The organism is Pseudomonas sp. FSL R10-0399, assembly GCF_009600165.1.
Taxonomy (GTDB): domain Bacteria; phylum Pseudomonadota; class Gammaproteobacteria; order Pseudomonadales; family Pseudomonadaceae; genus Aquipseudomonas; species Aquipseudomonas helleri.
Genome location: NZ_WIWK01000064.1, coordinates 1 through 13,666 on the forward strand (window position 1 = coordinate 1; position 13,666 = coordinate 13,666).

Sequence of the window (13,666 nt, forward strand, 5' to 3'; positions counted from 1 at the left end):
CCTTGCAGCGCGCGCAGCCCGTCCAGCCAGACAATGTTCGGCGCCAAGCCCAGTGCCAAGGACGCCAGGACAAACACGCCAACGCCCGAGACAAACATGCGTTTGCGCCCATAGCGGTCCGCCAGGGTGCCGGCGGCCATCAACAGGCTGCCAAAACTCAACATAAAGGCGTTGGTGATCCAGGTCAGCGCCAGCGGCCCGGCGCCCAGATCAAGGCCAATGGCCGGGGTGGCCAGCGCACCACCGGAAAAACTCAGCGGCAGAATCAGCGCCGCCGTGCAGACGGCGAGCAAGGTCCAGCCAGCGGACACGCTGGGTGTGCGATCAAGACTCATGGGAAACGCTCCGGCCAGATGGCCCAGCAAAAGAAGGTTCGACGAGGATAAAAGCGATCCAATCGGATAAAAACAGGCTATAAATCCGCTCTAACCCAACTAAAACTCCTTAATAAAGGCAGCACATGGAAAGCTTGAGTGGTCTGAATGCGTTCGTGATTGCCGCCAGACTGGGCAGTTACGTGGCCGCCGCCGAGCGGCTGGGGATTTCGGCTTCAGCCGTTGGCAAGAGCGTGGCGCGCCTGGAAGACGGGCTCGGCGTGCGCCTGTTCAATCGCAGCACCCGACGCTTGAGCCTGACCGAGGGCGGCACGCTGTTTTTTGAGCGTTGCAGCAAGATCCTCGATGAACTGGAAGAAGCCGAGGCCGAACTGCACTCATCGCGGGATGCACCACGCGGTCGCTTGCGCGTGAGCCTGCCCGCGATTGGCTACCGCATGTTGCTGCCAATACTCAGTGAGTTCACCCGGCGCTACCCCGAGATCGAGCTGGACATGGACTTCAGCGACCGCATGGTCGATGTGATTGGCGAAGGCATGGACGCGGTGATCCGCAGCGGCGACTTTGCCGACTCGCGCCTCAAGAGCAAGCCGCTGGGCACCTTCCACTTTGTGCTGGTCGGCGCACCGGACTATTTTGCCCGCCAGGGTGTACCGCAGACGCCTCACGACTTGAAGCGGCACGTGTGCCTGCGCTACCGGTTCCCCAGCAATGGCCAGTTGCAGGAATGGACCTTCACCCGCGACGAGGACGACAGCCTGTGGAAGCGCTCAACCCCGCTGGTGTTCAACAATCTGGAAGCATTGATCAGCGCCGCTACGGGCGGTTTTGGCCTGGCTTACGTGCCCGACTTTGCCGTACGCCAGGCGTTGCAGAGCCGGCAATTGGTCGCCGTGCTGGCCGATCACATCAGCGCCCACGGGCGATTTTCGGTGCTGTGGCCCAGCAGCCGCCACTTGCTACCGAAGTTGCGCGTTTTCGTCGATTTTCTGGCCGAACACATGACCCTGGACGCACGCCCCAAGCACCCGTAGGAGCGAGCTTGCCTCGCGATCTTTTGATCTGAAAGGTCGACAAGGTGTGACAATCACACCGCGCCGCCCGCATCGCGAGCAAGCCCGCTCCCACAGGATGCTGTGCTTCTTAGAGCTGTGCCGCCAGCCGCGAGCCCTGGTTGATCGCGCGTTTGGCATCCAGCTCGGCGGCCACGTCGGCGCCACCGATCAAGTGCACGCTCTGCCCGGCAGCCAGCAGGCCATCCTGCAGTTCGCGCAAAGGGTCTTGCCCGGCGCAAATCACAATGTTGTCGACGGGCAGCACCTGCGACTTGCCTTCACCAATACGGATGTGCAGACCATCGTTGTCGATGCTCTGGTACTCCACGCTGTTGAGCATTTGCACGTGTTTGTTCTTCAACCCGGCCCGGTGGATCCAGCCCGTGGTTTTGCCCAGGCCGTCGCCCACTTTGCTGGCTTTGCGCTGCAACAGAAACACTTGGCGCGCCGGTGCATGCACCTCGGGCTTGATCCCGGCCACACCGCCGCGTGCCTCAAGACGGCTATCAATGCCCCACTCGCGCCAAAACGCTTCGCGGTTCTGGCTGGTGGCCTCGCCCTCTTGCACCAGGAACTCGGACACGTCAAAACCAATGCCCCCCGCACCGATCACCGCGACGCTGGCACCCACCGGCTTGCGCTGCAAAATCACGTCCAGGTAGCTGAGCACCTTGGGGTGGTCGATCCCGGGAATCGCCGGGATACGCGGGGCAATGCCGGTGGCCAGGATGATTTCGTCAAATTCGCCCGCCACCAGTTGCTGCACATCCACGCGGGTATTGAGCCGCAGCTCAACGCCGGTGGTGCGCAGTGTGTGCGAGAAGTAGCGCAGGGTTTCGTAGAACTCTTCTTTGCCCGGCACGCGCTTGGCCACATTGAACTGGCCGCCGATTTCACTGGCCGAGTCAAACAGCGTGACCTGATGCCCGCGTTCAGCGGCTACGGTGGCCGCCGAGAGCCCCGCAGGCCCGGCACCGACCACGGCGATTTTCTTCACGGCAATGGTCGGCAGGTAGTTGAGTTCAGTTTCGTGGCAGGCCCGCGGGTTGACCAGGCAAGTGGTCAGCTTGCCGCCGAAGGTGTGGTCCAGACACGCCTGATTGCAGCCAATGCAGGTGTTAATTTCGTCGCCGCGACCCGCGGCGGCTTTGTTGACGAACTCCGGGTCGGCCAGAAACGGGCGCGCCATGGAGACCATGTCGGCATCGCCTTCGGCGAGGATCTGCTCGGCGATTTCCGGCGTGTTGATGCGGTTGGTGGTGATCAGCGGCACGCTGACCGAACCCCGCAGCTTGGCGGTGACTTTGCTGAACGCGCCGCGCGGCACTTTGGTGGCGATGGTCGGAATGCGCGCTTCGTGCCAGCCGATCCCGGTGTTGATCAGGGTCACGCCAGCCTGCTCCACAGCCTTGGCCAGTTGCACGATTTCTTCCCAGACGCTGCCACCGGCTACCAGATCGAGCATCGACAGGCGATAAATGATGATGAAGTTCGGACCTACGGCTTCACGGGTGCGCCGCACGATCTCAAGGGGCAGGCGCATGCGGTTTTCATAGCTGCCGCCCCAACGGTCGGTGCGATGGTTGGTCTGCGCAGCCAGGAACTGGTTAATCAAATAACCTTCGGAGCCCATGATCTCAACGCCGTCATACCCGGCACTTTGCGCCAGTTGGGCGCAGGTCACGAAATCGCTGATTTGCTTCTCGATGCCCGCTTCATCCAGCTCTTTGGGCGTAAACGGGTTGATCGGCGCCTGAATGGCGCTCGGCGCAACTTGTCGCGGGCTGTAGGCGTAGCGCCCGGCGTGAAGGATCTGCAGGCAGATCTTGCCTCCTGCGGCGTGCACGGCCTGGGTCACGACCACATGTTTCTCGGCCTCTTCAGCCGTGCTCAGCTTGGCCGCCCCGCTGTACACCCCGCCCTCGTCGTTGGGCGCAATGCCGCCGGTGACCATCAGGCCGACGCCCCCTTTGGCCCGCTCGGCAAAATAGGCGGCCATGCGCTCAAACCCGCCCGGCTGCTCTTCAAGGCCGGTGTGCATCGAGCCCATCAGGGTGCGGTTACGCAGAGTGGTAAAGCCCAGATCCAGCGGGGCAAGCAAATGGGGGTAGTGGGAGGCGGTCATCAGGGATGCTCCGTTACAGGCTAAATCACGGAAAGCGAGGTGCTCTTTGGCCCTCGTCGGTTGTGTCTGGCACAGTAAAGACACTCCCAGGCTCGCTCAATGACCCAAAATGACAAACTCCTAACCTTAATGCGCAGCCCCCCTTGGCAAGCCGGGCTGAGCGACCTACCCTAGTCGACGAATTCTGCACACGGTTACCGCTTTCGTTCTCATGCGTAAATTATTTACTTGTACCTTATTGACCGCCTTGGTCGCCGCTGGCGCTGGCTACGGATACTGGACCGGACAACGCCCGGCCAGTCATTACTTGTCTGATCTGCGGGTGGAGCTGGCCATCAACGAGGGCGTTGATCAGGGCCGTGGCAATCTGCTGGGCATCGAGCCCGACCTGTCACCGCGCGACTTTCAAAGCCTGGACCTGGTGCGCTTGAAGCTCGCCGCGTACTTGAACAGCGCACGCAATGACGGGCTGCTCAACGATAAAACCGTGGTGGTGCTGCCTGAGCACATCGGCAGTTGGCTGGTGTTTGAGGGTGAGAAGAACGAGCTGTACCAGGCTGCCAATTTGAATGAAGCCATGCACATGCTGGTGCTCAGCCACCCGTTGGCCTTTGCCAATGCCTGGCTGCGCGCAGATGGCGACAGCCGGACCAACGATGCGCATCTGCGCATGAAGGCCCGTTCGATGGCGCGCGATTACCAGAGCCTGTTTGGCGGCCTGGCCAAAGAATTTGGCGTGACGCTGGTGGCTGGCAGCATCGCCCTGCCCGACCCGCGCATTGAGGACGGCAAGCTGGTACCGGGCAATGGCCCGCTGTACAACAGCAGCGTGGTGTTTGGCCGTGATGGCGCGCCGCTGGGCACACCGCAGCGTCAGTTGCTGCCGACCTACGAAGAGCAGAGCTATATCCAGCCAAGCCCCGATCATCAGTTGAATGTGGTCGACACCCCCGCCGGGCGCCTGGGCATTTTGATCGGCAGTGACAGCTGGTACCCCGAGCATTACCGAACCCTGAACGAGCACGGCGCGCAAATGATCGCCGTGCCGGCGTTCATCATGGGTAAAAACACGTGGGAACAACCCTGGGGCGGCTACAAAAGTGTGTTGACCCCCAGCGAGGTCAGCCTCAAGCCCGGCGAAGTGTCCGAAGGTGAAGCCTGGCACCGCCTGACGCTGATCAGCAGCGTACCCAGCAGCACGGCCGAAGCAGGCGTTACGGTGTTTCTGCGCGGCAAGTTCTGGGACAAACGCAGCTCCGGGCACGGTTTTATCAGCCGCGAGGGTCAGACCAGCGCCAATAACACCGGCGATGGTGCCCGCTTGTTGAACGTGTGGCTGTAAGACCATGAAACCGCTGCCGATGCGTTTGGGTGACCTTTCTGTCGGTTTTGTCGATTCCATGGCCGAGGCCATTCGCAGCCACGGCCATGACCCGCAGCCGCTGCTGGATCAATACGGGCTCGACCCGGCCCGACTGGCGCAGCCTTCGGCGCGCTTGTCGATCCCGCGTTACATGCGCCTGGGGCATGCCGCGATCGCACTCACCGGCGACCCGGCACTGGGCTTGCGCATGGGCCAATTGAGCCGCTTACCTCAGGCCGGGCTGGCCGGGGTCACTGCGGCTCAGGCCCCGACGGTGCGTGAAGCAGCCCGTACCCTCACCCGTTTTGAACCGTTGTACGGCTCCAACTATCGCGGCCAGTCGAGCTTGCACGAAGATGCTCAGGGCGCCTGGCTACGGTTTTACTCCATCAGCCCGTATAACGCCTACAACCGCTTTGTGGTGGACTCGATCATCGCGGGCTGGCTGCAACAGTTGTCGTCGGTGGCCAATCAAGCTTTGCGCTGCGAGCAGGTTGATATTGAGTTCAGTGAGCCGGAATACGCCGAGCACTACCGCTCATTGAGCGAGGCAACAGTGAACTTTCGTGCCGAGACCAATCAGATCCGCCTGAGCCACGCGACCCTGGATCTGCGCAATCCCGTGCACTGCCCGAGCACCTGGGCAAGCCTGCTGCAGGTGTGTGAGCGCGAACTGGAACAACTGACCCGCACCCGCAGCCTGCGCGAACGCATCACACAATTGTTGGGGCCTTTGCTCAATGGGGGCCGGGAACCGGACCTGGAAGAAGTGGCAGCACGTTTGAAGCTACCGACCTGGACCTTACGTCGCAAGCTGGCAGAAGAAGGCACGCAATTTCGCGCGATTTTGAATGACACGCGGCGAGATCTGGCCATGACCTATATCCGTGACACGGAACTGGCCTTTGGCGAGATTGCCTATTTGTTGGGGTTTGCCTCAGCCGAGGCGTTTCAGAGGGCCTTTAAGCGCTGGAACGCGGAGACTCCAGGAGAGTTCCGTCGTCGCCAGCGTCAATTGGCCTGATTCAAAGCTCAGTCGCGTCGTCAGCAGACTCTGGGGAGTCCAGCTCCGAAGCCTGATACTCGAGCAGTTCTTCTTGATAGTCGTCCATGGGTGCATCCTCTTAAAAGCCTATTGGTTCAAGTCATGCCTGAGTGGCGCTGGTTGAGCTTAAGGCGTACGCATGAAGGTTAAATGACACCTTCGCGGCCCTGTCCAGCACTGACTTTAAACGTAGCAGACCTCAGAAATTTTGTGCAACCCTTTATTGTGCCGACGCAGGCTCTAGCACGGCGGGTACAGCAGGCTTTGCCGACTCGGCTGGCGGCGTGATGGTGGACGTTGGCGCCGGGGCAGCCGGTTCTGTGGTTTTCTCTGAAGGTGTTTCAACAGATTTCTCAGCGGCTGGCGGAGTTACCGCCGCCGGGATCGCAGGCGTTATCGCAGGCACAGGCGCCGGTGTGACTGGCGTTTCAATCGGCACGATCGGCTGCAAGTCTGCAGGCGGCGCTACGGGCTTGGAGCTTGTGGCTTCTACCGCAGGCTCGGCAACGGGCGTTGGCGCAGGTTCAGGGGCCGCAGGCGTGGCAGGCGCAGCCGGAGCCTCTACCGGCGCTACAGGTGCCACTGGTACGGCCTGTGGCTTTACAGCGGCTTCAGGCACACCCAGCTCAGCCTTGGGCTTGTCGTCGGTCGGCGTCACTTTTTTCGCATCCTTGGGCAAGAACGCTTCAACCAAGGAGAAATAGCGGTCATAGAAATCCGGGGACGACACGGTTTCACTGGCCACCTTGACCATTGAGTCGTCGGACGAGCCGATCGGCATCGACACAGACCCCAGCACACCCACCCCGAGGCTGGCCGAGTTGTTCACCTTTTTCAGTGCGTAGCGGTCCAGCAAGGCGTTGGCGAACATGGTGGCGTGGTGCGCCGAGCCACCGTCGTCAGCACACACCACGTTAAAGCTGATCTCCAGATGGCTTTCGCCACTTTGCTGGAAGCTCTTGTGGCCGCTGATCATTTTCGGATCGTTGCTGGTGATGATGTAGCCCTGGCTCAGCAATGCCCGGCGCGCGGCCTCGCAAGAGACCTTGTCACTCACCGGGTAATTGCGCGAGAACGTGCCTGAATCATCGAAGCTTTCATGATCGTAAATCGTCGGCTTATTCGATGAACAACCTGCGAGGCCGGCCAGACACAAGGCAACTACCGCGGTACGCAAGGAGAAGGACATGGGCATTAACGATCCTGAGGAAAACGGTACGGGGCGTATTGTGCATCAGATCGCGTTTTTCGCGCGCGGTTTGATTGTATGTAGTCGCTGACGAGGTACAGTCGCGAAGGAATCGCAGGCACAAAAAAAGCGACCCTAAGGTCGCTTTCTTTGTAGCTTCAGAGAGTTCAAGGGCTCTGAAGCAAATATGGCGCAGCGGACGGAACTCTCGTTCTCGACATAAACTTTTGAAAATGCTTGAGTTATTCTATTCAAGCGACTTTGATGGACAGGATTATGTACTAATAATCCGACACTGACAACACGCAAATCAACTAGCACGAGACGAACCCTATAACCACTGAGCCTCCAAGTGGGTATGATCATCGACAGCACCGGTGGCAAGGCGCATTACGCCGTGCTCAATGCCCACGACGAACTGGTGAACTACTCCATATCGGTGGTCAAGGTGTGTGGTTCCATCGAAGCCCGGGTAACCGATCGCCACATCGTGTTGGCGAGAGAAAACCTATACCGCACAGACTGGCCTGGAGCATGGCCGATGGGCAGTGCGGGCCGCGTCCAGCACCATCGATGAAATCAAGGCACGCAGAGGTGGCCCCGGGGACGATAATGTTCACATCCGCCAGGCGCATAACACGTTGGAACAGGCCCGACTGCAACTGGAATACAGCGAAGTCCGGGCTGAACGTGCCGGCGTGGTTGGCAATCTGCAGCTCAGCCCCGGGGCGTACCTCCAGGCCGGTACATCCGTCATGGCGCTGGTCGAAGACAATGCAGATGTCACCGCTGACTTCAGAGAAAAGGCGCTACGTTATGCGCAGCCAGGCACAACGGCCTCAGTGGTGTTCGATGCCCGCCCAGGGGAAATTTTCGCGGCGAAAGTCAGCCACCTGGAGTCGGGGGTGAAAGAAGGCCAGATCGACGCAAACGGCGATCTGGCCGCCCCCACTGCAATCGGATCGTTGGGTCAGGGATGCGCAACGCCAACGCATTCACCTGGTGTTCAATACCGACCTCCCACCCTCATTACCCTCTGGAGCGAAGGCAACCGTACAGTTGTTTTCCAGCGACAATGTTGTGGCGCGCTTGATGGGTGCGCTGCAAATCCGCCTCGTCAGCATCATCCATTATGTCTACTGAGACTGGCCGCCCCCATCGGCTGAGCGAAAACGACCTGCGTCAATGCCTGCGCATTACCGGCGGTGGTACGCTTGGGCTGTTGATTTGCAAGGTTTTCAATCTGGAGTACGGCGCTTTTTTTGCGTCTATCCGATGTTGGTCCTTGGCCTGGTTCCGACCTTGAATGCCCATCTGGTCCGCCAGTTCCTGGCACAGGGTGTGGTGGTCAGCGTGGAGGTCGGAGTGCTTTATGGGCTGTTCGGTGGTCGACCGGTGTTGGCGGTACCCATCGTGTTCCTGTTGTTTCTATACCGCTTTGCGCTGATGGCGAAAGGACCACTGTTTTTCTTCAGCGCTCTGAGCGCGGTGTTTCTCTCGATTTTGCTGCATTTTTCCAGCTATCCGCAAACTGATGTCATCGATCTGCTCTGGTGCAATGGCGCGGCGATCTGGCTCTCTGCGGCGATCGCCGGCCTGATGTTTTACCTGTTTCCAGATGCAGCTCCCCGCAGCCCCAGGCAACCGATAGAAAAAGACCTGCCCAGCCAGCGCCATGAAGCCCTGCTTGGCGCAACGGTCGCTACTGCGTCGTTTGTCGCCTTTCAATGCCTGGACTTGAAAGACTCATTGTCCGCGCAAGTGGCAAGCATCCTGATCCTGTTTCCCATGCACTGGAAAGGCGCGCATTTCGCCGGGAGGATTCGTGCAATAGGCACACTTATGGGATGTGCAGTGGGCTTTATCATGCAGTTGTTACTCTACAATCATCATGACATTTTACCCTTGGTTCTCGTGATGTTCTGGGCGGCCTTGATGGTCTGCGCCCGTTGGCACTCCATGGAAAAAGGGCTACCGGGAATAGGCTTTGGCGCCATCACCACATTATAGACTGACCTCTGTGTCGATCTAGGTAATCCTGACCCTGACGCTTGTTTTCCTGGTCCATGGATTTCTCAATCGATTCGCCGTGACTCGACACATGAACCATTGATCTCACCATCACTCAAATGTTGAACGCTTCGCGCTGTACCTCATGCACCTCCTGCCATCTGGATGGTAAGCAGGTGTCCTCCAGACTTGCTCCCAAGGCTACTGCCTCCTCCCAAACTTATGATTAAGGTTTGAAATAAGTAAATACTTTTGCTGGCTGCCGAGAGGCTTCCCCACGCTGAGATCTGGTTACCTTGAAGCATGCTCGCCAGTGACTCCTACCTTGCCGGGTAAACACGGCAGTAATCCCATGCACACTACACAGCGCTCCGGTTGAGTATTGGCATAGCTCCCAGTGACGAAGCGCTCATACAGGTATTGCAGACTATCGCACTGCCACTCCGGGTCTTGCGGCTCAGATTCCAGACAGCAAGATAGAAGTTATACATTTTCATCTGACTGTTTCTCTGCTGCCAAGGCGCAGAAGCACCGCTGATAAATATCACCATTGAACCCAGTCGTTATGTCTAACTGAGCTACCACGATATTGCCGAACTGCACGACACCCGTCGCATCGTCCGCTGCGCTTTGTTTGAGCAACTCCCCTATAGCCAGCATATGGAATCCAGGGGATTGCTGGAGCGAAAATGAGCTAATGAGCTAATGCCGCTACCAGTAGCCCAGCACCTTCCACCAGATACCGCCGACAACGACCCATACCAGCAGATTCACAACGCTCATGATGAATCCAGCCCACCACCATTCGCCCACGGTGACGTAGTTGGAGCCGAAGATCACCGGGGATGTACCAGTAGCGTAATGGGTAAGAGTCATCATGATCGAAGAAGCTGCCGCCATTATCAGCACAAACAGCATGGGTGGAGCGCCAATCGTCAGCCCCACGACGAGGAAGGCTCCCATCATCGCCGTGATATGTGCAGTGGTGCTGGCAAAGAAGTAGTGCGAGTACAGGAAGACCAGTACTAATAGAGCGCTTGCACCCTGCCAGCCCATCCCAGTCTCGGCGATAATGTCGCGCATGGTGCCGGAGAACCAGGCAATCACACCCAACTGGTTAAGCTGTCCCGCCATCATCACCAGTGCTCCGAACCAGATCAGGGTATCCCAGGCGGTCTTTTCTCCCAGTATGTCCTGCCAGGTGAGCACGCCGGTGAGCAACAGGATCGACAGTCCGATAAACGCGGTGGTCGTGGCGTCCAGCTGGAAAGCCGGGCCGAGAAGGCGCATCGGGACGTCAGCCCAGAGCAGCAACAGAATCATAAACACCCCGAGAGTGATCTTTTCATCCCGGGTAATCGGTCCCAGTGCCTCCAGCCGCTGCCGGGCAAAGAGGGTGGCATCGGGGGTACTCTTGATCTCGGGCGGGTAGATCAGATACAGGATCAGCGGCATGAGTGCGATCGCCACCAGCCCTGGCAACAACATGGCCAGTGCCCAGGTGGTCCAACTCAGACTGATCGCAGCTCCGGTGGCCTCGGCAATGAGCTGAACAGTCAACGGATTGGGGGCGGTGGCGGTGATGAACATGGCCGAGGTGATGGGGTTGGCATGGTAGTTGACCAGTGCCAGGTATTTACCGATCTTACCGGTGCTATTGGCTTGCGGGGTGGAGCCGAAGCTGTGGGCAATCGATAGCATGATCGGGTGGATGATCCCGCCACCACGGGCGGTATTGCTGGGTGTGACCGGGGCAAGGACCAGTTCCGACAACGCCAGACTGTAGCCTATTCCCAGGGTACGCTTGCCAAACAACGAGATGGCGTAATAACCGATGCGGGCACCCAGGCCCGTTTTGGTCAGCCCCCGTGAGATCATCACGGCGACGGCGATCAGCCAGATCAGTGGACTGCTGAAGCTGCTTAAGGCATCCCTGATTGCCTCTCCGGGATCATCGCTGGTCACATGGCTGGCTGCCACCAGCACAATGGCAATCATTGACAGGCCACCCAGTGGCATCGCCTTGCCGATGATGGCCGCAATGGTGCCGATAAACATCGCCAGCATCAACCAGCCCTGATTGGACACCTCGGCGGGCTGGGGCAACAACCAGACCCCCAGACCAATGGCGATGGCAATCAGCGCTGATACTGGGCGCAGATCGGAGGTACGTTCTTGCTTGGGGGCCATGCCTGGAACTCCGCTGGTATCTATGGGTGGCTCGGGATCTGTATCGTAGGGCAGATGAGCGAGTCCCGGATGATCTGCCTAGAGAAACGCTCTTCTGCCCTAAGGCCCCTGGCCTTTATCAGGGTTTGATGGCGATCTTCAAGACACCGTCACGCTGGTTGGCGAACAGCTCATAGGCTTCGACAATGTTATCCAGCCCATACTCATGGGTGACCAGCACGCCCAGGTCCAGCCGGTTGGACGCCACCACGTTCATCAGCCGACGCATGCGTTCCTTACCACCGGGACAGAGTGCCGTGTTGATCCGGTAATCGCCCAGCCCTGCGGCAAAGGCCCCCAGCGGAATACTCAGGTCTTCAGAGTAGACCCCCAGGCTGGACAAGGTGCCACCGGGCTTGAGCACCTGCAGCGACTGACTGAAGGTCTGTTGCGTGCCCAGCGCCTCAATGGACGAGTCCGCCCCCCGCCCGCCGGTGAGCTTCAGCACCTCCTCGACCACATCGCAGTTGCGGAAGTTGAGCGTGATATCAGCGCCCAGCTGCCGGGCGATACCGAGGCGGTGATCATTGCCGTCCACCGCGATGATGGTGGTGGCACCCAGCAACCGGGCTCCGGCGGTAGCACACAGACCAATCGGGCCCTGGGCGAAAATCACCACGGTATCACCAATGCGGATATTGGCATTTTCCGCCCCCTTGAAGCCGGTAGACATGATGTCCGGGCACATCAGCACCTGCTCATCGGTCAGACCATCGGGGATCGGCGCCAGGTTGGCCTGCGCATCGGGCACCAGCACATACTCGGCCTGGGTACCGTCGATCAGGTTGCCGAAGCGCCAGCCGGCAGTCGCCTTGTAGCCGTGACAGCCACAGCGGCCATCGGCGGTAAGATAGCTGCCATCTTGTGATGCCACCCCATCCTGGGCGGCATAGGAATTAAAGTTGGGGCAGATAGCCCCGGCAATCACGCGCTGGCCTTCCTGATAGCCTTGCACAGCGCTGCCTAGCTTCTCTATCACGCCGACCGGCTCATGGCCAACGGTCAAACCCTTGGCCACCGGATATTCACCCTTGAGAATATGGATATCGGTGCCGCAGATGGTGGTGGTGGTGATACGGATCAGCGCATCATTGGGACCAACGTCCGGGATGGGTTTATCAGCCAGCTCAATACGTCCGGGCTCGACAAATACTGCCGCCCTCATCATCTCAGCCATGGGTATTGCTCCTAAGTATCGGGTAGAAATCAACCTTCTGTATTACACGGCATTCATTACAACTTACCTCATCTCCCCCCAGACGACTTGACCAGGATCAAGAGCAGAGGGAGTGTTCCTATTATCATCGGCATCAGATGAATATTCATGCCTGTGCCAGCTCTTATCAATTGCGTTGCAGCACGGCGGAGCCCCAGGACAAGCCAACACCAAAGCCGCTGATCACCAGGTTGTTCCAGCTCGACTCGGCAGCGTGACGCGCCATTAGCAGCGGGATGCTGGAGGATACTGTGTTGCCCACTCCGGATAAGTCCTTGATAACCTTGTGACCGTTGGCGCCCAGGTTGCGGCTGAGCAGATCAATGATGGTGGCGCTACCCTGATGCAGGAGCACCCTGTCCACCATATCCAGCGTCAGGCCTGCCAGCTCCAGTACTTCTTCGATCTGCGGAGCGATACGGGCACTGGCAAACTCCAGTACATTGCGGCCATTCATATGGAACAGACCATCTCTGCGTACCAGATGCTCGGCTCCGCCGCCATCAGTACCGAAGCGCGCCGGGCCCAGTTTCCAGGTTGGGTTCTCGCCAACCCAGGTCGCCGTCGCCGCATCACCGAATAGCAGCGTGGTGGCGCGGTCACTGTGATTGATGTGTTTTGAATAGGGGTCTGCGGTAACCAGCACGGCATTCTTCAGATTCATCGCCTGCATAAAGCCCGCGAGAACATAAAGCCCGTAGACGAAACCGGAGCAACCCAGCGAGATATCGAAGCAAGCGGTCTGCACGGGCAGGCCAAGCTTGTGCTGGACGATCGCCGATGTATGCGGCAACCCTTCGCCATCCCCGTTCTGCGTGACTACCACCAGGGCTTCGATGCGCTCGGCCCGGAGGTCGGTATTCTGCTCCAGCAGGTTATGTATGGCGGCAACACACAGGTCCGAGGTTTCTTCATCCGCCCGCTTCACCGGAAGGCTAGCCGTGCCGACCTTAGCCATGACAAAGGCCTCACTCCGATCAAACGAGGCTGCCTGTGCGAGGTTGTCGATCCGGCCCACAGGGATATAGCTGGCAATGTTTTTGATTCCAATCATATTAATACCTCCAAATGACCCTTCTGATCTGATCTTGAGTGCTAT

At 59.0% G+C, this 13,666-nt stretch carries 11 protein-coding genes and 2 pseudogenes; 7 read left to right on the plus strand and 6 right to left on the minus strand.

Annotation, left to right across the window (positions count from 1 at the left end; translation table 11 throughout):
* The coding region (locus tag GHO41_RS17695; RefSeq protein ID WP_153434255.1) for an MFS transporter at positions 1-335 on the minus strand (335 nt) is incomplete at its 3' end.
* A 125-nt stretch (positions 336-460) separates the two neighbouring features.
* On the opposite strand from GHO41_RS17695, the gene GHO41_RS17700 reads away from it, so the two are divergent.
* Positions 461-1,369: a LysR family transcriptional regulator gene (locus GHO41_RS17700; protein WP_153434256.1), complete on the plus strand. Its 909-nt coding sequence runs from the start codon at positions 461-463 to the stop codon at positions 1,367-1,369.
* A 109-nt stretch (positions 1,370-1,478) separates the two neighbouring features.
* Here the strand turns inward: GHO41_RS17700 and GHO41_RS17705 are convergent, their stop codons facing one another.
* Positions 1,479-3,515: an NADPH-dependent 2,4-dienoyl-CoA reductase gene (locus GHO41_RS17705; protein WP_153434257.1), complete on the minus strand. Its 2,037-nt coding sequence runs from the start codon at positions 3,513-3,515 to the stop codon at positions 1,479-1,481.
* A gap of 211 nt (positions 3,516-3,726) precedes the next feature.
* Between GHO41_RS17705 and GHO41_RS17710 the strand changes: the two genes are divergently transcribed.
* Together GHO41_RS17710 and GHO41_RS17715 are read left to right on the plus strand one after the other, a co-directional pair.
* Entirely contained in the window at positions 3,727-4,857 is a 1,131-nt protein-coding gene (locus GHO41_RS17710; protein ID WP_048369026.1) for a carbon-nitrogen hydrolase family protein, read from the plus strand.
* 4 nt (positions 4,858-4,861) lie between these two features.
* Complete coding sequence (locus GHO41_RS17715; protein WP_153434258.1) at positions 4,862-5,902, plus strand: AraC family transcriptional regulator; 1,041 nt, start codon at positions 4,862-4,864, stop codon at positions 5,900-5,902.
* A gap of 241 nt (positions 5,903-6,143) precedes the next feature.
* Here GHO41_RS17715 and GHO41_RS17720 read toward each other — a convergent pair whose 3' ends face one another.
* Positions 6,144-7,118, minus strand: coding sequence for a DUF2242 domain-containing protein (locus tag GHO41_RS17720; RefSeq protein WP_153434259.1), 975 nt, complete (start codon positions 7,116-7,118; stop codon positions 6,144-6,146).
* 346 nt (positions 7,119-7,464) lie between these two features.
* Between GHO41_RS17720 and GHO41_RS17725 the strand changes: the two genes are divergently transcribed.
* The 4 genes and pseudogenes from GHO41_RS17725 to GHO41_RS17740 form a co-directional block, all read left to right on the plus strand.
* On the plus strand, positions 7,465-7,689 hold the full coding sequence (locus GHO41_RS17725; protein ID WP_153327322.1) for a hypothetical protein: 225 nt from the start codon (positions 7,465-7,467) through the stop codon (positions 7,687-7,689).
* A pseudogene (locus GHO41_RS17730) lies at positions 7,652-8,255 on the plus strand (HlyD family secretion protein); the annotation flags it as partial. The gene GHO41_RS17725 and the pseudogene GHO41_RS17730, both read left to right, overlap by 38 nt.
* A gap of 42 nt (positions 8,256-8,297) precedes the next feature.
* A complete protein-coding gene (locus GHO41_RS17735) occupies positions 8,298-9,122 on the plus strand; it encodes a DUF2955 domain-containing protein (protein ID WP_256678795.1) in 825 nt (274 codons plus the stop codon).
* Positions 9,123-9,707: 585 nt separating this feature from the next.
* Positions 9,708-9,815, plus strand: a pseudogene (locus GHO41_RS17740) (hypothetical protein); the annotation flags it as partial.
* Positions 9,816-9,833: 18 nt separating this feature from the next.
* Here GHO41_RS17740 and GHO41_RS17745 read toward each other — a convergent pair.
* The 3 genes from GHO41_RS17745 to GHO41_RS17755 all read right to left on the minus strand — a co-directional run bounded on the left by GHO41_RS17745 (position 9,834) and on the right by GHO41_RS17755 (position 13,621).
* A complete protein-coding gene (locus tag GHO41_RS17745; RefSeq protein ID WP_153434260.1) occupies positions 9,834-11,312 on the minus strand; it encodes a DASS family sodium-coupled anion symporter in 1,479 nt (492 codons plus the stop codon).
* Positions 11,313-11,430: 118 nt separating this feature from the next.
* A complete protein-coding gene (locus GHO41_RS17750; protein WP_153327318.1) occupies positions 11,431-12,528 on the minus strand; it encodes an NAD(P)-dependent alcohol dehydrogenase in 1,098 nt (365 codons plus the stop codon).
* A 166-nt stretch (positions 12,529-12,694) separates the two neighbouring features.
* Positions 12,695-13,621: a ketoacyl-ACP synthase III gene (locus GHO41_RS17755; protein ID WP_153327316.1), complete on the minus strand. Its 927-nt coding sequence runs from the start codon at positions 13,619-13,621 to the stop codon at positions 12,695-12,697.
* Positions 13,622-13,666 lie beyond the last annotated feature (45 nt).